A 21828-nucleotide genomic window follows, 5' to 3' on the forward strand; every position below is an offset into this window, starting at 1 on the left:
AGCAGGTCTGTGCCCGAGCACTGTTCGCAGGATGCCAACGAAAAGCAATGCTGCGACTGGCCAATGAAACCAGATGGTGTGCAGACCGGTGAAAACATTGATCAGAATCAGAAAGCCCGAAACTGTGAGTGATGCTGCAATGGGGCGAGGCAGGTTCGCTAACCGGTCCGAGATGGAACTCATCCAGGTGGATGGCTCATATCGGTCGCTGATCCGTTGAGCGCCAGCTTCCGAGGCTGCACCTGCTGCAGCTTGGGGAGTAGAGCTTTCGTCAATGGGGAAGCCATGTCGCCCGACGGCTCGGCCGCCGATGGTCACTCGATAGCTGGTTACGGGAGCAACGTTCTTCATCTGTTGCTGGCCGAGACAGTCAAAGCCAAGAGATAGCTTGTTGTGGACCTGATCGTAGGCGGAGGCGGAGATCACGACGCCACCGGGCTCGGCGAGTTCTTGCAGCCGCGCCGCGATGTTGACCCCGTCGCCAAAGATGTCGGAACCGTCCACCATCACATCTCCCAGATTGACGCCGATGCGAAACCGCATCTGGTGCGCCTGAGGTGGGTCCGAATTCTGACTGGAAATTTCCTGCTGAATCTCGACCGCGCACTGCACGGCCTCGACAACGCTTGCGAACTCGGCGATCACGGCATCGCCCCAAGTATTCACGATCCGCCCGTCATGGCGCTCTACCAATCCCGCAATGGCGGTGCGATAGCGGCGCAGCGTCCCCAGCGTGCCCGCTTCGTCCGCTGCCATGAGGCGAGAATAGCCGTGCACATCGGCACACAGGACGGTGGTCAGCCGTCGTTTCACCTTGTCGTCGGTCATCGACCAGACCGTAGCCTGACTGACCGCCAATTGCATCAGGTATCGTTTGGCGCCACAGCGGCTTGGTGCACGACGCGCCGCCGCCCGTGCCACCACAGCCCGAGATTCCAGCCGACGCCGGTCGTCAGCGCCAGGCCAAGCGCGACCGCCGATCCGAATCGTAGCGCGGCGACATGCAGCACGGCGATGGCGATGCCGAAGCCGAGCAGGCCGAAGCCGCCATTGGCGATCACCGCGGCGGTCGGGCGGCCGCCGACCCGCGGGTGCAGGATCAGCATCATGCTGGTGAACACCACCGGAAACAGCGCGATGGTGCCGCTGATATCAGGACCGACCCAACCCGACAAACTGACGACGGTTGCGACCAGGCTCGCCACCAGCAGCGCCCGCAGCGGGATATCGAACCAGCGGGCGGCGATCGGCGGCATCCTGACGTGGCGGTAGCGCCCGAGCTGCGGCAGGCAGATCGCAAACGCGACGGCATTGGCGCAGAGGCCGCCGGCCAGCGACCAGTGCAGCGTTCGCGTCAGCGCCGCCAGTGCGATCCACACCGCCGCCGCGCCGGCAAAACTGATCAGCCCATTGCAGCGCTGCGCCAGCAGCACGTAGGTCAAGGCGAGAAAAATGGTCGCGGCATTGATCGGCAGGCTTGCCAGCGCGCCCTCGGCGATGAAGGAAGCATCATGATCGAGCGCGAGAAAGACATATGCCGGCCCCGCCGAAATCGGCAATGTCGCCACCAGCGCGCCGATCACCGGGCCGGCGCGCTCGGTGATGACGGACGCCGACACCACGAACGCCGCCGTCACCGCCATGCGCAGCACGAGCGTCAGGATGAAAGCAAGCTCGGGGGACATCTCTATCTCTTCGTCACGCCCGGCACTCGGGTCCGGCTTCGCCGGCCCGAGCACAGGCCCGTTGTGCCGGGCATCGGCAGAGAAAGGACGTGGATGGCCGGGACATCTGCGCGAAGACGCGGAGCCTGTCATCGGGCGCGCGTTGGCGCGGACCCGTTGGCGCTTTAGCCCGGCCATGACGAATGGTCACACCCTTTGCATCGTCACCGAGAGCTTCGGGCCGTTTTTGATGGTCTGGTAGACCACGCAATAGCGCTCGGTGAGTTTGAGCAGGAGATCGAGCTTGTCCTGCGGCGCCGAGGTATCGACATCGAAGCGCAGGCGAATTTCCGCAAAGCCGACCGGCGCCTCCTTGTCGACGCCGAGCGTGCCGCGGAAATCGAGATCGCCCTCGGCGGTGACCAGACCGGTCTTCAGCGGCACCTCGAGCGCGGTCGCCACCGATTTCAGGGTGACGCCGGCGCAGGCGACCAGCGCTTCCAGCAGCATGTCGCCGGAGCACAGTTCGAGTCCGGAGCCGCCGGTGGCGGGATGCAGGCCGGCGACCGCCAGCGCGCGGCCGGTCTCGACCTTGCAGGCAATGCCCTGGTTCTCGATCGAGCCTTTGGCCTTCAGCGTGATGACAGCCGACTTCGGATCGGATTTGTAGCGCTCCTTGATCGGGGCCTGGGTGGCGCGGAGTTCGGCGGCGTCCATTTCGTTCTCTCCCGGATACATTTATCCGGGTCGGATGTAACGGGTCGGAACGCGGCTGTCACCACCATGAACGCGCCGTTCCGATAGCAACGGTGACACGGCGACGACGGCTGCAAAAGCGCGCCGGGAAATCTGGACCGCATCTGGATCACCATCGGGTGAGAATGATCAAGGCAGGTGGCCTTCACCGGCCCTTGCGGATCACCGGCGCCTTCCAGAACGCCGTTTGACTTCAATGAGTTAAATCCCGGATATCAACGAGCTAATCCGTGCGCCGGATGCGCTGCGGCGAGAACAATCTTGCTCAAAGCCGGCGAAATCCGGCATTCAGCGGCTGTAAGCACCTCATGAATGCCCCGTGACAGCGCAGGCGCCGTCCGATATCGGATAGGTCATGGACAGCGTTGTGCGACCCACCCGGCCCGAGACCGACGAGCATTTCGATAGCGCGCGGATCACCGCCGCGGTCGACGCGCTCGCCGCCAAACATGCCGGACGCGAGGATTTGTTTCGGGCGGCGGTGGCGCAACTCTTCAAGGCCGAGCTGATCGCCGCGCGCGCCACCGCGCAGGCCGTGCTGCTGCGGGATCGTCACGGGCGGCACTGCGCCGAGCGGCTGTGCTTCGTCCAGGACGAAATCATCCGCATCCTGTTCTCGGCCGCCACGCGACACCTCTACCACTCGCCGATCCCCTCCGGTGCCGAACGCATGGCGGTGGTCGCCACCGGCGGCTATGGCCGCGGATTGATGGCGCCGGAATCCGATATCGATCTGTTGTTCATCCTGCCCTACAAGCAAACCGCCTGGGGCGAGCAGGTCGCCGAGGCCATTCTGTATTGCCTGTGGGACATGGGATTGAAAGTCGGCCACGCGACCCGCTCGGTCGATGAATCGATCCGGCAGGCGCGCGGCGACATGACGATCCGGACCGCGATCCTCGAGACCCGGTACCTCGCCGGGGACCGGCCGCTTTACGACGAACTGGTCGAGCGGTTCGACAGGGAGGTGGTGCAGGGCACCGCGGCCGAATTTGTCACCGCCAAGCTGGCCGAGCGCGAGGAGCGCCATCGCCGCGCCGGGCAATCGCGCTATCTGGTCGAACCCAATGTCAAGGACGGCAAGGGCGGCTTGCGCGATCTGCACACGCTGTTCTGGATCGCCAAATATGTCTACCGCGTGCGCCGGACCGACGAACTGCTCGATCGCGGTGTGTTCGACGCGCAGGAATACCGCACCTTCCGCCGCTGCGCCGATTTCCTGTGGTCGGTGCGCTGCAATATCCATTTCGTCGCGGGCCGCGCCGAGGAGCGGCTGTCGTTCGACCTGCAGCGCGAGATCGCGGTCAGGCTCGGCTATACCTCGCATCCCGGCATGCAGGATGTCGAACGCTTCATGAAGCACTATTTCCTGGTCGCCAAGGACGTCGGCGATCTCACCGCGATCCTGTGCGCCAAGCTGGAAGACCAGCAGGCCAAGCCGGCGCCGGTGCTGAGCCGGATGATGGCGCGACTGCGGCCGGGCCTGAACCGGCGACGGGTGCCCGAGAGCGACGACTTCATCGTCGACAACAACCGCATCAATCTCGCCGCGCCCGATGTCTTCCAGCACGATCCGGTCAACCTGATCCGGATTTTCCGCCTCGCGCAGAAAAACAATCTCGCCTTTCATCCCGATGCGATGCGCACGGTGACGCGCTCGCTGAAGCTCATCAACACGGAGCTGCGCGAGCACCCGGAAGCCAACCGGCTGTTCATGGCGATCCTGACCTCGAACGATGCCGAAGTGGTGCTGCGGCGCATGAACGAGACCGGGGTGCTCGGGCATTTCATCCGCCCCTTCGGCAGGATCGTTTCGATGATGCAGTTCAACATGTATCACCACTACACGGTGGACGAGCATCTGTTGCGCTGCGTCGGCTATCTGCAGGAGATCGAGCGCGGCGGCAACGACGAGTTCATCGTCGCCAGCGACCTGATGCGAAAAATCCGCCCCGAGCATCGCGCGGTGATCTATATCACCACGCTGCTGCACGACATCGCCAAGGGCCGCCCGGAGGATCATTCGATCGCAGGCGCCAAGGTGGCGCGGCGGCTGTGCCCGCGGCTCGGATTCAGCCCGGCCGACACCGAGACGGTGGCGTGGCTGATCGAACAGCATCTTGTGATGTCCACGGTGGCGCAGTCGCGCGACCTCTCGGACCGCAAGACGATCGAGAATTTCGCCGCCGTCGTGCAGTCGGTGGAACAGATGAAGCTGCTGACGATCCTGACCACCGCCGATATCAGGGGGGTCGGGCCCGGGGTCTGGAACGGCTGGAAGGCGCAGCTGTTGCGCACGCTGTATTACGAAACCGAGCCGGTGCTGACCGGCGGCTTCTCGGAAGTCAATCGGGCGCGGCGCATCGCCGTGGCACAGGCGGAATTTCGCGCGGCCTTCACCGAGTGGCCGGAGCCGGAACTCAACGCCTATATCGCCCGGCACTATCCTGCGTACTGGCTCAAGGTCGAACTGCCGCGCAAGATCCGCCACGCCCGCTTTCTGCGCGCCAGCGAACAGGCCGGCCACAAGCTCGCGATCAATGTCGGCTTCGACGAAGCGCGCGGCGTCACCGAACTGACGATCCTGGCGACCGACCATCCCTGGCTGCTGTCGATCATCGCCGGCGCCTGCGCCTCGGCGGGCGCCAACATCGTCGACGCCCAGATCTACACCACCACCGACGGGCGCGCGCTCGATACCATCGCAATATCGCGGGAATACGACCGCGACGAGGACGAGGCGAGGCGCGCGCGGCGCATCGGCGAGATGATCGAGGACGTGCTGGAAGGCAAATTGCGGCTGCCCGAGGTGGTGGCTCGCCGCACCGCCAGAGGCGGCAAGATGCGGCCTTTCGTGGTCGAGCCGGAAGTCGTCGTCAACAACCAGTGGTCGGACCGCTACACGGTGATCGAGGTATCCGGCCTCGACCGGCCGGGGCTGTTGTACGAACTGACCACGGCGATATCCAAACTCAACCTCAACATCGCCTCTGCCCACGTCGCAACTTTCGGCGAGCGCGCCCGCGACGTGTTCTACGTCACCGACCTCATGGGCGCGCAGATCAACGCGCCGACGCGACAGGCCGCCATCAAGAGCGCGCTGACCCGGCTGCTCGCCAACGAGGAGCCCGCCGTACAGCCGGCGGCGTGACGCGGCATCCGACAGCGATCCCATCCATGCCGTCGCCTCCGAAGCCGCCACGCGAGGCCCATGCCGTTGTCCTTGACATGGACGGCCTCTTGTTCAACACCGCTGCGTCGCGCTGGAAGATTCCCACAACGGCGTCCGCGCCGCCGCGGGCGCCGGCATGATCACCATCATGTCCATGGGTCGGCGCCGGTGATAAATCAGGAAGAGGTCATAAGCTCCCCTCCCCCCACGCGCATCGCGCGTGGCGGGGAGGGGTCGGGGGTGGGGGGTGGTGCGGCGTTCACCGAAGCAGCGGTTCCTGCCGATGGACCCCCCCACCCCCGACCCCTCCCCACCGCTCCGCGGGGGGGAGGGGAGAAGAAGAGCGGATCCGATTCAATAGTTTTAACGGCTGGCCTTAGGCACCTTCCGGGATCTCGCCAAAGGTCTTGCCCGGCGCGAGCGGCTTCAGCCGGATCAGCCGGGAGTCCTTTACCGCGGCCTGCCGGTGTTTGACGGCTTCGCGGTAGAGCGGATCACGGATCATTTCGACGAACGCGGCGACATCAGGATATTCCGCGATGAAGCAATGATCCCAGCGCTCATCGGCTGGTCCGATCAGCATCAGTTCGAAGCTGCCTTGCCAGACTATCCTGCCGCCGAGGCGTGTGAATACCGGGCCGCTGCCGCGGCCATAGGCCGCATAGGCTTCCGCGCCGGTCGCGTTCCGCCCATCGGGATAGGCGGCGCGTTCATTCAGCCTGACCAGATTGAGCATGTGGATAGCGCCTGCGCGATTGTTGTCGCGAAACCGGGCGAACACTTCCTTGGTTGGATCGATATGGCCTGTCATCGCTTCTCCTCGCGGGCGACCATCACGTCGGCCGCCGTCGCGTGCTATCGTCATGATGGAGATTCCGTCGTCTGGGGTCTAGGGGGGAAGCAGAATGAACGCAATTGCCAATGCCGTGGTGGTGCTGGTCGCCGCGCTGCACGTCTATTTCCTGGTGCTGGAAATGTTTCTGTGGACCAAACCGCTGGGCCTCAAGACCTTTCGCAATTCAATCGAGAAAGCAACCGATTCGGCGGTGCTCGCCGCCAACCAGGGACTGTACAACGGCTTCCTCGCCGCCGGCCTGGTCTGGGGGCTCTCGCAGAGCGCCCCTGGCTTCGCCTTCCAGATCAAGATGTTCTTTTTGCTCTGCGTGATCGTCGCCGGTATTTACGGCGCCGCGACGGTCAGCCGCAGAATTCTGGCGGTCCAGGCGGCACCCGCCGCGCTGGCCCTGATCCTGCTCTTCCTGGCGTAGGTTCGATTGCCTGACCGCAGGGCATTGTCTTGCATTGCCGCATCGGCTCCTCCAGTATCCTGCGAGCGACTGCGCCCGCCGGGCCTCAAATGAGGCAGCGGACACGCCGTCGACAAAATCAAACCCGTAGGGAACGCAGCAATATGAGGAACGGCATTTTTCAACTGGCCACGGCAATGGCGGTTGCCACCGCGCTGTCTGCATCTTCAGCCCAGGCGCAAAAGAAATACGACACCGGTGCGACCGATACCGAGATCAAGATCGGGCAGACCGTGCCGTTCAGCGGGCCGGCTTCCGCCTATGCGACCATTGGCAAGGCCCAGGCGGCCTATATCAGGATGGTCAACGATCAGGGTGGCGTGAACGGCCGCAAGATCAACCTGATCCAGTATGATGATGCCTACAGTCCGCCGAAAACCGTCGAGCAGGTCCGCAAGCTGGTCGAAAGCGATGAAGTGCTGCTGACCTTTCAGCTGATCGGCACCCCGCCCAACGCCGCCGTTCAGAAATACCTCAACGACAAGAAGGTGCCGCAGCTGTTTGCCGCCACCGGTGCCTCGCGATTCACCGATCCGAAGAACTTCCCCTGGACCATGGGGTTCAATCCGAACTACCAGACCGAGGGCCGCATCTACGGCCGCTACATCCTGCAGAACTACCCCAATGCGAAGGTCGGTATCATCTATCAGAATGACGATCTCGGCCGGGATTATCTGACCGGCATCAAGGCCGGTCTGGGCGACAAGGCGGCGTCCATGATTTCAGCCGAAACATCTTACGAGTTGTCGGATCCGACCATCGACTCGCAGATCGTCAAGCTGAAATCGCTCGGCGCCGATCTGGTATTCGACGCCTCGACCCCGAAGTTCGCCGCCCAGGCCATCAAGAAGATCGCCGATCTCGGCTGGAAACCGGTGCACATCCTGGACATCAATTCGGTATCCGTCGGTGCCGTCATGCAGCCGGCGGGCCTTCAGAATTCCAAGGGCGTCATCAGCACCATCTACGGCAAGGATCCGGCGGATCCGACCTGGAAGGATGACGCCGGAATGAAGAAATATTTTGCCTTCATGGCCAAATATTTTCCCGAGGGCGACAAGGATTCGCTGTTCAATACCTATGGCTACAGCACCACCCAGCTGTTGATCGAGGTGCTGACGCGCTGCGGCGACAATCTCACCCGCGAGAATGTCATGAAGCAGGCGACCAGCCTGAAGGGCGTGCAGCTCGATCTCTCATTGCCCGGCATCGTCAGCTCGACCTCGCCGACGGACTATCGCGTCAACAAGCAGCTGCAGATGATGCGTTTCAACGGCGAGCGCTGGGAAAGCTTCGGCCCCCTCATCGAGGATACCAGCGCCGGCGGCTGAACGATAACCTCGCTGAGGCTGACCGAAAGTACGGGCAGCATGCTCTGCCCGCCTGAAAATGATTCGCTACTTCGTCATGGCCCGGCCATCCACGTCTTTCTTGCTTGGCTGCAGCCGCGACATGGATGGCCGCAATGGCCACAACTTATTTGAGCTGCTGCTGGCCCGGATTAGACGTGATGACTGCGACGGCGGATCGAGATCCGCCGTTGCAATTCACCGAGATGGCGCATTACGCCTTTGGCTCCAATGCGCCCTGCGAGCATCTAACACTCCGAACAGCCGCAAGGCCTGGGTCCCCCGCCCTAAACCTGGGTATACCCTTCTCAACCAAAAGTACCGTCCGGATCAACCCTCGGTGCAATAGCCCGCTTTATTTCTCTTTGATAGCCGTTCGGTGGGAGCGCCTATGCGTTGGACGGTGAGGCGGTCCGAGGAGTTCACCGATGAGAGCCATGTATACAATCGTATTCTCAGGTCTGCAAAAAACGGCAGAGCTGGCCTCAGACTTCGCGAGCGTCGTTGGCAACCTGGTCAAGGACGTGCGCGACTGCTACCGGCCTGGACTGCACGACATGCGTGGCCCCGGCCCGAAAATGGCGCGCCAATTAATAGGACAGAGGCGCATGCGATCCGGCCTGTAACTACTGGGGTCGCGAAAATGCGGGCGGGAATTTGCCGCCGGTTGTGGAGCAGGCCCTGATCAAGTGGCTGAGGCTCGGAAGTTCAAGAGAACCTCGGAACCTGTTCTGATGAGATGTCAACATAGCCGGCCGCAAGAGGCAGCAACGTGCGCCGCTGCCCGCCGTGAGGCCGTTGGCGTTTGAAAGATGGTTAAGAATACCTGAATGGTCGTTTCTTGCCCCCCTTTGCGAAACGTTCTGCCGTAGTCTCGGTCCTCACGTAACACAGCCTTAAATTCCGCAGGCTAATCTGCCGCCGGGCATGTTCCGGCAGACTGGGGTGCGGTTGGCCGCAGGAAAATGCTCGCTTGTATGTGGCGCGTATTCCGTTCGCAAAACCGGTATCCACTTTTGCGGAAGACGCGCGTGGCGTGGGCGTTGGCGTATGGCGTGGGGTCGGAAAAAGAGCGGCGGACGCATCGAGCCGCGATTCGGGCTCGCCGCTTCGCTTGCCGCATTGCGGCTCGGTCCGGGGGATCGCGTCGGCGGCGGCAACGCGACCCCGGAGCGGCAAAATCGCCAGGACGCCGGCGGCGAAGAGGATGCTCCAGCCGAACGCAAGCCGCGCGTGAACCGGGCGAGCCGCAAGCGCAAATCCAGCCGGACGCGCGGCGGCCTTTCGCGCCTGTTCTATTGGGGCACGGTGCTCGGCCTGTGGGCTGGGATCGCGGCCACAGGTGTCCTGATTTGGGCCGGCGCGCATCTGCCGCCGATCCAGTCGCTCGAAATTCCGAAGCGGCCGCCGACCATCGAGATCACGGGCCTCGACGGCAGCGTGCTGGCGATGCGCGGCGAAATGGCCGGCACCAACGTGGCACTGAAAGATCTGCCGCCCTACCTGCCCAAGGCGTTCATCGCCATCGAAGACCGCCGGTTCTATTCGCATTACGGCGTCGATCCCCTGGGGATTCTGCGCGCCGCCGTGGCCAATATCCTGCATCGCGGCGTTTCGCAGGGCGGTTCGACGCTGACCCAGCAGCTCGCCAAGAACCTTTTTCTGACCCAGGAGCGCACCCTGCTGAGAAAATTGCAGGAAGTCGAACTGGCGATCTGGCTGGAGCGCAAGCATTCCAAGGCGGAAATTCTCGAACTCTACCTTAATCGGGTCTATTTCGGCTCCGGCGCCTATGGCGTCGACGCAGCCGCGCAACGCTATTTCGGAAAATCCGCCAAGAACGTCACGCTGGCGGAGGCCGCGATGCTGGCAGGCCTGGTCAAATCGCCGTCGCGGCTGGCACCGAACCGCAATCCGGAAGGCGCCGAGAAGCGCGCCGAGCTTGTGCTCGCCGCCATGGCGGACGCCAAATTCATCTCCGAAGCCCAGGCGCAGGCCTCGATCGGGCAACCCTCCTACCATGTGAAGGCGGCGGGCGCCGGCACCATCAATTATGTCGCGGACTGGATCGGCGAAGTGCTCGACGATCTGGTCGGCCAGATCGACCAGGACATCGTGGTCGAAACCACGATCGATCCCAAGCTGCAGTCGGTTGCCGAAGCCGCAATCATTGATGAGCTTGCGGCCAAAAGCGTCAAGTTCAACGTCAGCCAGGGCGCGCTGGTGGCGATGTCGCCCGACGGCGCGGTGCGCGCCATGGTCGGGGGGCGCAACTACGCCGAGAGCCAGTATAACCGCGCGGTGACCGCCAAGCGCCAGCCCGGTTCGGCCTTCAAGCCCTTCGTCTATCTGACCGCGATCGAGGCCGGGCTGACGCCGGAGACGATCCGGCAAGACGCGCCGCTCGACGTCAAGGGCTGGAAGCCGGAGAATTACGGCCATGAATATTTTGGCGCGGTGACGTTGACGCAGGCGCTGTCGATGTCGCTCAACACCGTCGCGGTGCGGCTCGGACTGGAAGTGGGACCGAAGAATGTGGTGCGCACCGCGCACCGGCTCGGCATTTCGTCGAAGCTCGACGCCAATGCCTCGATCGCGCTGGGCACCTCGGAAGTCTCGCTCACCGAACTGGTCGGCGCCTATGCGCCGTTCGCCAATGGCGGCCTCGGCGTGTCGCCGCATGTCGTGACCAAAATCCGCAACCTCCAGGGCAAGCTGCTCTATGCGCGGCCCGACGACCAGCTTGGCCGGGTGATCGAGCCGCGCCACGTCGCGATGATGAACACCATGATGCAGGAGACGCTGATCTCCGGCACCGCGCACAAGGCGGAGATTCCGGGCTGGATGGCCGCCGGCAAGACCGGTACCAGCCAGGATTTTCGCGACGCCTGGTTCATCGGCTACACCGCCGATCTGGTCAGCGGGGTCTGGCTCGGCAATGACGATAATTCCCCGACCAGGAAGGCCACCGGCGGCGGCCTGCCCGTGGAGGTCTGGAGCCGTTTCATGAAGGCAGCGCACCAGGGCGTCGCCGCCGTGCCGTTGCCGGCCTCACAAGCCGGCGGCTTGTTCTCCAAGGTCGCTCAGGCCGCCCCGCCAGCAAGCGCGCCGCCGGCCAGCATTGCCTCGCCCGCGGGCGCCGCGGCCCGGCCGGCGCCGACGCGGGCCTCGGTGCGACCGGAAGCGGCGTCCGGATTGGACGGCTGGCTGATGCAGCGGCTGTTCGGGCGATAGACGCGCAAGCGGCGAGGTTCTGTGGGTCGAGGCTGCGCCGCATCGGGAAGATGCACCGCACCGCGTCGGGGACACGCCACACCGCCTCCCTTGGCTAGGCGATCCCGACGTCCAGGTGCGCGGTGTCGTTCATTCGGCGCAGTTGAAACGAATTGCCCGTGACCTGGATTTCGTTGATGCAGCATGGATCTTGCGCGAACCGCCAATAGGCCGACAGCGGCATGTCCAGAACCTCGGTCAGCAGGACGCGGTTGACGCTATCATGGCCTACCAGGACGAGTGTGTCCGCCTCCTGCCGTGAAAGAACGAATCGTAGCACATCAGCGGTACGGGCCGCGACATCCTGGAGCGACTCCCCGTCGGGAAATCGAACCAAATGGGGACTTCTGAACCAAGCTGCAAAAAGATCGGGATTTTTGGCGCGGGCATTGTCATAGGTCAGCGACTGCCATGCACCGTAGTCGAGATCGGTGAGCCCCGTGAATGGCTGTGATGGAACGCCGCAAGCCTTGGCGACTGCCGCGCCCGTTGCGATGGATCTCTGCAGCGGACTGGTGAAGATCGAACTCGGGGCCCATTGCGATGCGATCCGGCGCGCCAGCAATTCGGCCTGCCGTTGTCCGGTTTCGGTCAGAACGAGGTCGGCGCGGCCCCTGAAACGCTCCGGTTTTTTGATGCCCTCCACGTGACCGTGGCGGACCAACAGAATGGTGATCATTCAAAACCTCGGCAGTATTGATCGTTGAGCGGGCAGTCCCGCCGGGATCGGCCAAGTGTCGGCAGCGATATTGATCCTCGGCCAGAAATCGTCTAGTGTTTTGTTATCCAAGGGGATGGGGTTCCCCAAAACCGCCTGATGAGGGCTGATGACTCCTGCCGCGTCGAGAATGCGGGAGTTAAGTCATGGCGATGCGCCAGCTCGGACCTTGTCCATCTCAACGCGAAGTGAAGTTACTGTGCCGTGCGCGAGCCCGCGATGGTGTGCGCCACCGGCAGAGCGCGCTCGCTGATGCCGAGGATACTTTCTTGGCAGGCAAAATGCAGGAGGATGCTGCGGAGCGAGTGATGATGTTGGCCGCCTTGTTTGACGTGTAGGCGTTCGGCAGGAAGTTTGGGTAGCGTGCAAACCTGAAAACAACCCGAGGCATGCAGTGGATACAATCGACGGAGTGATCTGGGTTTCTCTTGGCGGTGTCCTCGGTGGGATAGCCAGATTCTGGCTATCCGGATTTGTCGCGCGCCGCGTCGGCGAAACATTCCCCTGGGGAACCATGGTCATCAATGTGAGCGGCGCGTTTTTTATCGGCGTGCTTGCGGCTTCCGCCGCCGACCACGGGGTTTTCGCGGCCGTCAGACCCTGGCAATTTGCCGTCACCGGATTCCTGGGATGCTACACGACCGTGTCTTCCTTCAGCCTCCAGACCTTGTCGCTCGCTCGCGACAGCGAGATATCGCTCGCTGCCTGGAATCTAGTGCTGTCGGTGTCGCTTTGTCTTGTTGCCGTCGCTGCCGGCTTTGCCGCCGGCCACCACGCTTTCGGGTAGAGTGAGTCTCTGCGATGCAGGACAACGTCTCACCGAACTCGCCGGTAGCCAAACAGGCACAAACCCCCCCTCCGCACCGCGCACGCCGTTCCACCTGGTGGCAAAGATTTTGGGATAGGACCGGTTCCTATATTGCCGTCGCGCTGGGCAGCATTGTCGGAGGCGTGGCGCGCTATCTCGTTTCCGTCCTGTTCTTGAGCCAGTTCGGCAGCGGCTTTCCGTGGGGCACCTTGTTCGTCAACGTCACCGGCTCGTTCATCATCGGATTTTATGCGGCGCTGACCGGCCCGGACGGCAGGCTGTTCGTCAGTCCGCGGCAGAGGCAGTTCGTCATGGTCGGAATATGCGGGGGGTACACGACGTTTTCCGCGTTCAGTCTCGAGACGTTGCGCCTCGTGCAGTCCGGCAACATCCAGGCTGCATCTCTCAATCTGGTCGTCTCGGTCGCAGGCTGGATGACAGCCGTATGGCTCGGTCATGCGCTGGCGGCGCGTCTCAATCGTCTGCAAGGAACTTGAAAATGCAAATGCCGAAACAAGCCCTGCTGTTAAGAATTTTCACGGGTGAAAATGACAAATACGATGGTCGTCCGCTCTATGAGGCCATCGTGAAGAAGGCGCGCGAGATGCACCTGGCTGGCGCCACCGTGTTGCGTGGCCCGATGGGTTTCGGCAAATCGAGCCTGATCCACACCGATAAAATTCTGCGGCTTTCACTGGATCTGCCCCTGGTGATCGAAATCGTGGATTCAGAAGAGAAGATCAATGAATTCCTGCCGGTTCTTGACGACATGATGGAGAGTGGTCTGGTCACGCTGGAGAAACTCCAGGTGCTGCAGTACGGCAAGGATAAAACCGCCGATGCCTGACCAGACACAAGGCTGCGGAAACACGCCGATGACCTCCTGATTGGAACCAGTTCGTTCTTGTCTTCGCTGGTTTCCCGACTAAGAAAGTCTGCTCTCGATCTGGTTGCGCATCTCGACTGCGCTGTCGGAAATCGTGGTTGGAACGATCGCCCAGTTGATCATCGGGGCCGCGGTTGGCGCGGCGGTGCTCGGCACCGATGAGTCCTGGGTAAAATTTCTATCCGGCCTGGGCGCGATCGTACTGACTTTCCTCGCCGGAGCTGAACTTGATCCGCAGGTGTTCAGGCTGAAATGGAAGGAGGCGGTGTCGGTCGGGTTCGTGAGCTTCCTGTGCCCCTTCCTGGGCTGTGCGGCCGCGGCCCATTACCTGCTTGGCTGGGATCCGATGCCGAGTTGGCTGGCGGGGGTTGCAATGTCCACCACGTCCGTCGCGGTCGTCTATGCCGTGATGCTGGAGTTCGGATTCAATACCACGGAATATGGCAAGACCATCCTGGCGGCTTGTTTTGTAACCGATCTGGGAACTGTGATCGCGCTCGGACTCATCTTCGCTCCGTTCACGATGAAGACATTGATTTTTCTCGGCGCCGGGGTTGTGGTCTTCATCGTGCTTCCCTGGGTCACCCCGCGGTTTTTTCGACTCTACGGCAATCGTCCTTCCGAGCTGGAAGCGAAATTCCTGCTGCTGTGCCTGCTGGGAATGGGAGCGCTGGCGGCCTGGGCCGATAGTGAGGCGGTGCTTCCGGCTTACCTGATCGGAATGGTGCTTGCCGGCACGGTCGGCAAGGATCACGCGCTGATCCGGCGGTTGCGTACGCTGACATTCGGGCTGCTGACGCCATTTTATTTCATTCGTGCCGGCTCCTTTGTTTCCATACCGGACCTGGTTGCCGCTCCGTTGGCGTTCATCCTTTTTCTGCTGGTAAAAGTCGGAACGAAGATCGTCGGCGTATACCCCGTCACCAAATTGTTCGGCTCGCCGAACAAGGAGGCGATGTACACGACCCTCTTGATGTCGACCGGCCTCACCTTCGGGACCATCTCGGCCCTGTTCGGGCTTTCGCACGGCATCATCAGCCGGGCCCAGTATTCGGCGCTGGTCGCCACGGTGATCGCCAGCGCCGTCGTACCGACGGTTATTGCCAACGCCTTCTACCTGCCAAGTCATATATTGCCGAAACGAGGGGCAGCCGAGCCCGATCGAGAAGCTGCGTGAGCGGACTGATGAATGAGTTAGCCGGCAACAATGCCGTGCCAAAGAGGGGATAGGAAATGCAGATTCCGCGGGAAGCCGTCTTGCTCCGCATCTTCTTCGGGGAGAGCGATAAATTTCATCGTGTTCCTCTCCATGAGGCAATCGTCCTGAAGGCACGGGAGATGCACCTTGGCGGTGCAACTGTCCTGCGCGGCCATATCGGATTTGGCCATTCCAGCCGTATCCACGCCAGCAAGTTGTTGCGCCTTTCGCAGGATCTGCCTGTGGTGGTTGAGATCATCGACTCGCAGGAGAAAATCGACACCTTCCTGCCCGTGCTTGACGGCATGATGTCGAGCGGTCTTGTTACCTTGGAGAGGGCGGAAGTTCTGCAATATGGAACGGAGCATTCCCGTCCGCCTCTAATTGTCGAGCAAAGGCCGGACCCGCGCCGGTAACGCCCCATAACCTGAATGACTATGCGCGGGTGGAGTACGGTTGTGGCCCGTTCACTGGTTCAGGAGCGGAAAATCCTTGACCGGCTTGCGCCCTGGGAGCGAGCGCAGGAAGGCGTGGATGTCGGCGGCGTCCTTGTCCGACAGGACATTCGCGGAATAGGCCGGCATATCGTTCGGTGCCTCGCGCAGAAACGCCACAAACGATTCAACCGGCAACTCCAACTGGGCAAGAGCGGGCGTCTGATAGTTCATTGCGCCGCCCTGACCGGCGCGACCATGGCACTCAAAACAACCATCGGCGAGATAGAGACGCTTGCCATTCGCCACATCGCCGACGGCGGCATCCTGCGCCGGTGCCGCCGCGATTCCGACAACCGCCAATGCCGCTCCAGCAAGCGCCGCCGCAACGAGCCGCCCGGACCGCGTTCCAAACTGCTTCATGGCCATCTCCTCAGCGCGGGTCCATCACGACATCGACCAGCGCCGGGTGCCCGGACTTGACCATCGCGATCGCGCGCTGCAGTGCGGGCCCGAGATCCCCGGGTTCGGCAATCGGACCTTCGCCGTAGACGCCAAAACCCCTCGCCACGGTGGCGTAATCGACGTTCGGATCCTTGATCGTGGTGCCGATTTCGGTGTTGGTGATGCCGCGGCCGTGGCGCGCGGCCATTGCCTGCAGATACATGTATTCCTGATGATAGGCGCGGTTGTTGTGCACGATATAGAGCAAGGGAATGCGATGGTGCGCCGCCGTCCACAGCGTGCTCGGCACGAACATGAAGTCGCCGTCGCCGCCGAACGCCAGCGTCAGGCGGCCGTGTCGCTTGTTGGCGAGTGCGGCGCCCAGCGAAGCCGGCAGGTTATAGCCGACGCCGGCGCCGCCCGAGACTCCGTTCCACTGGTACGGTTTTTCGATGTTCCACAGTTTGTGCGGCCATGACAGCCGGATCGAACTGCCGACCAGCGACCAGTCCTCGTCCTTGATCTGGCCGTAGACCTCGGCACAGAGCCGCGCGGTCGTGATCGGGCTTGCATCCCAACCGATGGTCGCATCGGATTTTGCCTGTTCGACGGCGGCGAGCTTGGCGGCGGCAAGCTTCTTTCCCCGTGCTTCGAAGGCCGATTTTCTGTCCTCGTCGATCAGACGTTTCACCTGCTCGATCAGGGTCGGGAGGCTTGCTTCGGCATCGCCGGCAATGGAAAGGTCGACCTCCTGGTAACGTCCGAGATCCTGATAATTGGACTTCATATAGAGTTCGCGGCTTCCCAGCGTGACGATTTTCGCAGTTTTCTTGTAGCTGGGCTGGGAGGTGCGAACGATGCGGTCGCTGAAGGCATTCAACGAACCCCAGAGCTCGTTCACTTCCAGCGCCAGGATGACATCCGCCTGCGCGATCACGGAGCGGCGGAACGACTGGTTGAGCGGGTGCCGCGACGGGAAGTTCATGCGTCCGGCATTGTCGACAACAGCGCATTGCAACGTCTCGGCAAACTCGACCAGCCGCGCCATGCCGGCCGGCGTCCGCGCCGTGCGGTCGCAAATGATCACGGGGTACTCCGCCGCGACCAGCATCCTGCTGAGTTCCGCCAACGCGGCGGTATCTCCCTGTGGCGGATTAACCTTGGTGAGTTTCGGGATGTGCAGCGTCTCGGCGTCGAGGATCGGATTTTCCTGCAACTCGGCGTCCAGCGAGAGCATGACCGGGGCCATCGGCGGTGTGGTCGCAATCTTATAGGCGCGCACCGCCGACTCCGCGAAGTGTTGCAGGGAGGCCGGTTGATCGTCCCACTTGACGAAATCCCGCACAATCGCGGCCGGGTCGATGGCGGAATGCACCCATTCGGCGCCGGGCCCGCGCTTGTTGGCCTCGATGATGTTGCCGCCCATCACGATGACCGGTACGCGATCGCACCAGGCGTTGTACATCGCCATGGTGGCGTGCTGCAGCCCAACCACGCCATGGCAGATCATGGCCATCGGCTTGCCCTCGATCTTGGCGTAACCCTGCGCCATATGAACCGCGATTTCCTCGTGCGGGCAGGTCAGTATCTCGGGCTTGGTATTGCCGCCGTGATTGAGCACGGCTTCGTGCAAACCGCGAAAGCTGGACGCGCAATTCATGGCCAGGTAGTCGATGTCGAGCGTCTTGAGCACATCGACCATGAAATCGCCGCCGCTGCTGGTCTGGCTGACAGGGTCCTTCGACGGCGGCATCGTCTCCGCCGCCGCGAGCCTTGGCCCGGGAACCCCGGCCTTGGGGCGATCACTGGACGCACCCGATATCGCCGTGTTGGCCGTTGCCGGGGTAGCGACAGCCGCAGCGCCGGCGAGCGTGGCGCCCTTGAGAAAATGCCGGCGTCCAATGCCGGGAGAAGGGCTGCGTTTTGACATCGGCTTGCTCCCGCAGATTTGTCCGGGACTCTTGAGTGTTCCGGTTGGAAGCCAAGTGTCGCTCCACCTTCGGGGGCACGTCAAGAAGGGGACAGGCTGACGTTGGCATCCGAGGTACGAGTGCCCCGTATCTCCACCGATCTTATGTGCTCATTTGCCGAGCGCGGTTATATCGTAGCGTCCGATGCCGTATCCAAACCACTGATCGAAGCCGCGCTTGGAGAGGTCGACAATCTCAGCTCGGCCATAACATGGGCGGCAATACCTCCTCGGAGACGCGGCGCGTGGTGTATTTCCGCCTCCACGCTGAGGGACACCGATTGCGATGGCGGGAATGTGTGCAGGATCCTCTTTTGGAGTTCGGCCCGGTCCGGCTCGCGCTGCAACGGGAGCGCTGACAGCCGCATATAGGCCCGGCCCGCCCTTGCTTTGAAGCCTCCACCTCAAGTGTGCGGCTTCGACGCGAGCCGCGCCTTCGGCTGGTCGGAAACGGCGAGTCCTCGTTGCCGGTGAGGGGCGTCGATACCCCCCGCGCATCAGTCCTGTATTCCGTAGCGATGCAGATCGTTGCCGCAGGTGTCGAGCCAGGTCTTGGCGCGCTCGACATGATTGCAGATCCTGGCGACCACTCGCCAGAACCGCGCCGAGTGATTCATCTCGACGAGGTGCGCTACCTCATGGGCGGCAAGATAATCGAGCACGTAGGGCGGCGCGAGGATCAGCCGCCACGAAAACGACAGCGAACCGGCCGAGGTGCAGGAACCCCAGCGGCTCGACTGGTCGCGGATCGACAGCCGCTTGACCCTGACGCCCAGCGCCTCGGCATGAGCCTGCGCCGACTTGTGCAGATCGCGGCGCGCTTCGCGCTTCAGGTAGTCGAGGACCCGCCGCTCGGTATGTTCAGCAGCGCCTGCGACGCAGAGAGTCCGCTCGCCGCTGTCGCGCGTTTCCGTCCACACCGTGCCACGCTGACCTGCGCGATGCACGATCCGGTGCGGCACGCCGCGCAGCGGCACCACGGTGCCCGGTAGAAACGGCGCCGCCTTCGGCAAGCGCCCGAGGCGCGCGGCGATCCACCCGCCGTGACGCTGCGCAAAATCCTTGGCTTCGGCGATGGTTCCACGCGGCGGCATGGTCAGGATCGCTTCGCGGTCGCTCGGATGAATGCGCAAGGTGTAGCGCCGCGCACGGCGATGCCGGCGCAGCCGAACGGAGTAAATCTGCGAGCCGTGCTTGACCAGGAGAGTCGACGGTTCGTAAGGCCGCCGATAAAGGAGGGCGCGAGTGGCCATGTCTGCAATTCCGGGGATCAGGAGTTCGCCAGGATTTTGCCATATCCGACGCCAGTGGAATCGCTCGGCGCAAAAACAAATCATTTGCCCAATATACAGGGGTTGACCGGCGATCTGCCGCTACAGGATGGGGGCAGTCGAAATAATTTTGGACGAAAAAGCGCCTCGCACACCCCCTCAAGGATTGAGCTTGAACTCACTCCTTCCAGGCGAACAGAATCAGGCTTATTCCTGAGGTAAAAAATTACCTCAGGAACGATCGGTTGCTCGACGCTAACGGTTGCTCGCGCATCGACGTTGTGGGAGCAGCGTCTATTCCGCAGCCGAAACCAATTTGGGCTTCGGATTAGCCGCCGACATCATGAAATCGGAAATCCTTGGCACGATTTCCGACTTGAAACGCGAGCCGTTGAAGACGCCGTAGTGGCCGACGCCCTTTTGCACGTAATGCACCCGGCGATGGTCGGGAATCGAACTGCACAACGCGTGCGTCGCTTCGGTCTGCCCAAGCCCGGAAATGTCGTCGTTCTCGCCTTCCACCGTCATCAGTGCGACGCGGCTGATCTTCGACGGATCGACCAGCTGGCCGCGATGGGTCATCTCGCCCTTCGGCAGCGCGTGCTTGACGAACACGGTATCGACGGTCTGCAGATAGTACTCCGCCGTAAGATCCATGACCGCGAGGTATTCGTCATAGAAATCGCGATGCTTGTCGACCAGATCGCCATCGCCCTTCACCAGATTCTTGAACAGGTTCTTGTGCGCGTCCATGTGGCGATCGAAATTCATGCTGATGAAGCCATTGAGCTGCAGGAAGCCCGGATAGACATCGCGCATGACGCCGGGATGCGGAAACGGCACCTTGGTGATGACGTGGCTGCGGAACCACGCGATGCCGCGCTCGGCGGCGAGATTGTTGACCGCGGTCGGATTGCGGCGGGTATCGATCGGGCCGCCCATCAGCGTCATCGAGATCGGAACAAAGGGATCGCGGTTGGCCTCCATGACCGACACCGCCGCCACCACCGGCACCGAAGGCTGGCATACGGCGATCACATGCATGTTGCCGCCGAGCACATGCAGCATCTCGATGATGTAATCGACATAGTCGTCGAGATCGAAACGGCCCTCGGTCACCGGGACCATCCGGGCGTCGGACCAGTCGGTGATATAAACCTCATGGGTCGGCAGGAAGGCCTCGACCGTGCCGCGGAGCAGAGTGGCGTAATGGCCCGACATCGGGGCCACGATCAGCACGCGGGGCTGCGGCGCGCGCAACGGACGCGTCAGCCTGCGATCGAAGTACAACAGCCGGCAGAACGGCTTTTCCCAGATCGAGCGGATCTCAATCGGCGTGCGCACGCCGTTGACCTCGGTGTCATCAAGGCCCCATTCGGGCTTGCCGTAGCGGCGCGTCGTCCGCTCGAACAGTTCGCAACCGGCGGCGATGGATTTGCCGAACTCGGTATGCGACCACGGATTGAGCGGGTTCTGGAACAGGATTTTCGTCGCATCGGTAACGGCGCGCGCCGGGTTGAGCGAGGCCTGGCCCATTTCGTACATCCAGTACATCGGCCTTGTCAGCGCCGGACTGCCTTCGGCCACCAGGGGCGGTGCGCCGCCAAACTCACCAATAGGCATTGTTCAAATCCCTGTTCCAAATCCCTTGTTGCGACGCAGCATAATGCACCAATGCGTAATAATGCGTCAATGCTCCGATCGGTATATCTACGCGGCCAAAGCTGCGGGGGTCCATCAAAACATTGGGACAAAGAACCTATTCGCCGCCTTGAAGTAACGAGCCATGACGGCGCGCGCTTCGTAACAGCCCAAGAAATATCGCAAATGACGTAATAAAGAGCACGGCGTTGATCGCGAGCGCATCGACCATCAGGTCGGTCCGAAACACACGCTCCGTTAACAACGCTCGCATGCCCTCGAACACGTAGGTCGGCGGCAGCGTCCAGGCGACATATTGCAGCCAGTGCGGCAGCACCGAGACGGGATAGTAGACACAGGCCAGCGGCATCACGCCGAACATCAGCGTCCAGACGATGCTCTCGGCCCCCAGGCCATTTCGCAGCACCAGCCCCGAGACGAATATGCCGAGCGACCAGCTGGTGAAAATCAGATTGCAGAAGAAGGCGATCAGCGGCAGCCCGATGCCGAACAGATTGAAATCGAAAAAGAACAACGCCAAGAGCGTCATCGGGATCACGCCGATCAAAAGCCGGATCAGGCTCATGATCATCAGCGAGATCAGGAACTCGATTGGCTTCAACGGGCTCATCATCAGGTTGCCGAGATTGCGCGCCCACATTTCCTCGAGAAACGAGATCGAAAAGCCGAGCTGCCCGCGAAACAGGATGTCCCACAGGATCACGGCGCCGACCAAAGTACCGCCAGCGCGGGCGAAAAACCCGTCATTCTGCGAAATGTAACTCTGCAGGAAGCCCCATGTGATGATCTGCAAAGCGGGCCAATACAAGAGTTCCAGCAGCCGCGGCCAGGATGAGACCAAAAGGTACCAATAGCGCAGGATCATCGCCGCGATGCGATGTGGCGCGATGCCTCTGGACGTGACGGGCGCGCTCACG

At 62.2% G+C, this 21828-nt stretch carries 20 protein-coding genes and 1 riboswitch; of the genes, 10 read left to right on the top strand and 10 right to left on the bottom strand.

The window, feature by feature from the left end:
* The 3 genes from ABSG20_RS07795 to ABSG20_RS07805 form a co-directional block, all read right to left on the bottom strand.
* Positions 1–828, bottom strand: an 828-nt coding sequence (locus ABSG20_RS07795) for an adenylate/guanylate cyclase domain-containing protein (RefSeq protein WP_423863939.1), incomplete at its 3' end; no start/stop codon positions are given.
* Between the two features lie 35 nt (positions 829–863).
* On the bottom strand, positions 864–1685 hold the full coding sequence (locus ABSG20_RS07800; RefSeq protein WP_423863920.1) for a hypothetical protein: 822 nt from the start codon (positions 1683–1685) through the stop codon (positions 864–866).
* A gap of 186 nt (positions 1686–1871) precedes the next feature.
* A complete protein-coding gene (locus tag ABSG20_RS07805) occupies positions 1872–2381 on the bottom strand; it encodes an OsmC family protein (RefSeq protein ID WP_423863921.1) in 510 nt (169 codons plus the stop codon).
* 394 nt (positions 2382–2775) lie between these two features.
* Between ABSG20_RS07805 and ABSG20_RS07810 the strand changes: the two genes are divergently transcribed.
* Positions 2776–5571 carry a [protein-PII] uridylyltransferase gene (locus ABSG20_RS07810; RefSeq protein WP_423863922.1) on the top strand — a complete coding sequence of 932 codons (2796 nt, stop codon included), beginning with the start codon at positions 2776–2778 and terminating at the stop codon, positions 5569–5571.
* 397 nt (positions 5572–5968) lie between these two features.
* Here the strand turns inward: ABSG20_RS07810 and ABSG20_RS07815 are convergent, their stop codons facing one another.
* Positions 5969–6403, bottom strand: a complete 435-nt coding sequence (locus ABSG20_RS07815; protein ID WP_423863923.1) for a DUF1330 domain-containing protein — start codon at positions 6401–6403, stop codon at positions 5969–5971.
* A 94-nt stretch (positions 6404–6497) separates the two neighbouring features.
* On the opposite strand from ABSG20_RS07815, the gene ABSG20_RS07820 reads away from it, so the two are divergent.
* From ABSG20_RS07820 to ABSG20_RS07830, 3 genes are all read left to right on the top strand, one after another.
* On the top strand, positions 6498–6860 hold the full coding sequence (locus tag ABSG20_RS07820) for a DUF1304 domain-containing protein (RefSeq protein WP_423863924.1): 363 nt from the start codon (positions 6498–6500) through the stop codon (positions 6858–6860).
* Positions 6861–7003: 143 nt separating this feature from the next.
* Complete coding sequence (locus ABSG20_RS07825) at positions 7004–8230, top strand: ABC transporter substrate-binding protein (protein ID WP_423863925.1); 1227 nt, start codon at positions 7004–7006, stop codon at positions 8228–8230.
* A 1068-nt stretch (positions 8231–9298) separates the two neighbouring features.
* Complete coding sequence (locus ABSG20_RS07830; protein ID WP_423863926.1) at positions 9299–11482, top strand: transglycosylase domain-containing protein; 2184 nt, start codon at positions 9299–9301, stop codon at positions 11480–11482.
* 94 nt (positions 11483–11576) lie between these two features.
* Here the strand turns inward: ABSG20_RS07830 and ABSG20_RS07835 are convergent, their stop codons facing one another.
* Positions 11577–12200, bottom strand: coding sequence for a histidine phosphatase family protein (locus ABSG20_RS07835; RefSeq protein ID WP_423863927.1), 624 nt, complete (start codon positions 12198–12200; stop codon positions 11577–11579).
* A gap of 102 nt (positions 12201–12302) precedes the next feature.
* A riboswitch (Fluoride riboswitch) is annotated at positions 12303–12365 on the top strand.
* A 20-nt stretch (positions 12366–12385) separates the two neighbouring features.
* On the opposite strand from ABSG20_RS07835, the gene ABSG20_RS07840 reads away from it, so the two are divergent.
* The 6 genes from ABSG20_RS07840 (at position 12386) to ABSG20_RS07865 (ending at position 15547) form a co-directional block, all read left to right on the top strand.
* Positions 12386–12577, top strand: a complete 192-nt coding sequence (locus ABSG20_RS07840) for a hypothetical protein (RefSeq protein ID WP_423863928.1) — start codon at positions 12386–12388, stop codon at positions 12575–12577.
* Positions 12578–12633: 56 nt separating this feature from the next.
* On the top strand, positions 12634–13026 hold the full coding sequence (crcB, locus tag ABSG20_RS07845; protein ID WP_423863929.1) for a fluoride efflux transporter CrcB: 393 nt from the start codon (positions 12634–12636) through the stop codon (positions 13024–13026).
* Between the two features lie 14 nt (positions 13027–13040).
* Entirely contained in the window at positions 13041–13544 is a 504-nt protein-coding gene (gene crcB, locus ABSG20_RS07850) for a fluoride efflux transporter CrcB (protein ID WP_423863930.1), read from the top strand.
* 2 nt (positions 13545–13546) lie between these two features.
* Positions 13547–13894, top strand: coding sequence for a DUF190 domain-containing protein (locus tag ABSG20_RS07855; protein WP_423863931.1), 348 nt, complete (start codon positions 13547–13549; stop codon positions 13892–13894).
* A gap of 103 nt (positions 13895–13997) precedes the next feature.
* Positions 13998–15110, top strand: a complete 1113-nt coding sequence (locus ABSG20_RS07860) for a cation:proton antiporter (protein WP_423863932.1) — start codon at positions 13998–14000, stop codon at positions 15108–15110.
* 56 nt (positions 15111–15166) lie between these two features.
* On the top strand, positions 15167–15547 hold the full coding sequence (locus tag ABSG20_RS07865; RefSeq protein WP_423863933.1) for a DUF190 domain-containing protein: 381 nt from the start codon (positions 15167–15169) through the stop codon (positions 15545–15547).
* A 51-nt stretch (positions 15548–15598) separates the two neighbouring features.
* Here ABSG20_RS07865 and ABSG20_RS07870 read toward each other — a convergent pair whose 3' ends face one another.
* The 5 genes from ABSG20_RS07870 to ABSG20_RS07890 form a co-directional block, all read right to left on the bottom strand.
* On the bottom strand, positions 15599–15988 hold the full coding sequence (locus tag ABSG20_RS07870) for a c-type cytochrome (RefSeq protein WP_423863934.1): 390 nt from the start codon (positions 15986–15988) through the stop codon (positions 15599–15601).
* 10 nt (positions 15989–15998) lie between these two features.
* A complete protein-coding gene (locus tag ABSG20_RS07875) occupies positions 15999–17939 on the bottom strand; it encodes a thiamine pyrophosphate-binding protein (RefSeq protein ID WP_423863935.1) in 1941 nt (646 codons plus the stop codon).
* A gap of 536 nt (positions 17940–18475) precedes the next feature.
* Positions 18476–19315, bottom strand: coding sequence for a M48 family metallopeptidase (locus tag ABSG20_RS07880; protein WP_423863936.1), 840 nt, complete (start codon positions 19313–19315; stop codon positions 18476–18478).
* Between the two features lie 228 nt (positions 19316–19543).
* The gene (locus tag ABSG20_RS07885) at positions 19544–20872 is read right to left on the bottom strand and encodes a polyhydroxyalkanoate depolymerase (protein WP_423863937.1); all 1329 of its coding nucleotides are present in this window, start codon (positions 20870–20872) and stop codon (positions 19544–19546) included.
* 136 nt (positions 20873–21008) lie between these two features.
* The gene (locus tag ABSG20_RS07890; RefSeq protein WP_423863938.1) at positions 21009–21827 is read right to left on the bottom strand and encodes an ABC transporter permease; all 819 of its coding nucleotides are present in this window, start codon (positions 21825–21827) and stop codon (positions 21009–21011) included.
* Between the last annotated feature and the right edge of the window lies 1 nt (position 21828).

It is taken from the genome of Bradyrhizobium sp. (assembly GCF_049512235.1).
In the GTDB taxonomy this organism is placed as follows: domain Bacteria; phylum Pseudomonadota; class Alphaproteobacteria; order Rhizobiales; family Xanthobacteraceae; genus Bradyrhizobium.

Excerpts from the sequence above, each read along its gene's own strand:
- crcB (WP_423863930.1), top strand. The coding sequence starts at position 13,041 with ATGCAGGACAACGTCTCACCGAACTCGCCGGTAGCCAAACAGGCACAA.
- ABSG20_RS07805 (WP_423863921.1), bottom strand. The coding sequence starts at position 2,381 with ATGGACGCCGCCGAACTCCGCGCCACCCAGGCCCCGATCAAGGAGCGC.
- ABSG20_RS07880 (WP_423863936.1), bottom strand. The coding sequence starts at position 19,315 with ATGATTTGTTTTTGCGCCGAGCGATTCCACTGGCGTCGGATATGGCAA.
- ABSG20_RS07870 (WP_423863934.1), bottom strand. The coding sequence starts at position 15,988 with ATGAAGCAGTTTGGAACGCGGTCCGGGCGGCTCGTTGCGGCGGCGCTT.
- ABSG20_RS07810 (WP_423863922.1), top strand. The coding sequence starts at position 2,776 with ATGGACAGCGTTGTGCGACCCACCCGGCCCGAGACCGACGAGCATTTC.
- ABSG20_RS07815 (WP_423863923.1), bottom strand. The coding sequence starts at position 6,403 with ATGACAGGCCATATCGATCCAACCAAGGAAGTGTTCGCCCGGTTTCGC.
- ABSG20_RS07820 (WP_423863924.1), top strand. The coding sequence starts at position 6,498 with ATGAACGCAATTGCCAATGCCGTGGTGGTGCTGGTCGCCGCGCTGCAC.
- ABSG20_RS07825 (WP_423863925.1), top strand. The coding sequence starts at position 7,004 with ATGAGGAACGGCATTTTTCAACTGGCCACGGCAATGGCGGTTGCCACC.
- ABSG20_RS07835 (WP_423863927.1), bottom strand. The coding sequence starts at position 12,200 with ATGATCACCATTCTGTTGGTCCGCCACGGTCACGTGGAGGGCATCAAA.
- ABSG20_RS07875 (WP_423863935.1), bottom strand. The coding sequence starts at position 17,939 with ATGTCAAAACGCAGCCCTTCTCCCGGCATTGGACGCCGGCATTTTCTC.
- ABSG20_RS07865 (WP_423863933.1), top strand. The coding sequence starts at position 15,167 with ATGCAGATTCCGCGGGAAGCCGTCTTGCTCCGCATCTTCTTCGGGGAG.
- ABSG20_RS07800 (WP_423863920.1), bottom strand. The coding sequence starts at position 1,685 with ATGTCCCCCGAGCTTGCTTTCATCCTGACGCTCGTGCTGCGCATGGCG.
- ABSG20_RS07840 (WP_423863928.1), top strand. The coding sequence starts at position 12,386 with ATGGCGATGCGCCAGCTCGGACCTTGTCCATCTCAACGCGAAGTGAAG.
- ABSG20_RS07885 (WP_423863937.1), bottom strand. The coding sequence starts at position 20,872 with ATGCCTATTGGTGAGTTTGGCGGCGCACCGCCCCTGGTGGCCGAAGGC.
- ABSG20_RS07830 (WP_423863926.1), top strand. The coding sequence starts at position 9,299 with ATGGCGTGGGGTCGGAAAAAGAGCGGCGGACGCATCGAGCCGCGATTC.
- ABSG20_RS07855 (WP_423863931.1), top strand. The coding sequence starts at position 13,547 with ATGCAAATGCCGAAACAAGCCCTGCTGTTAAGAATTTTCACGGGTGAA.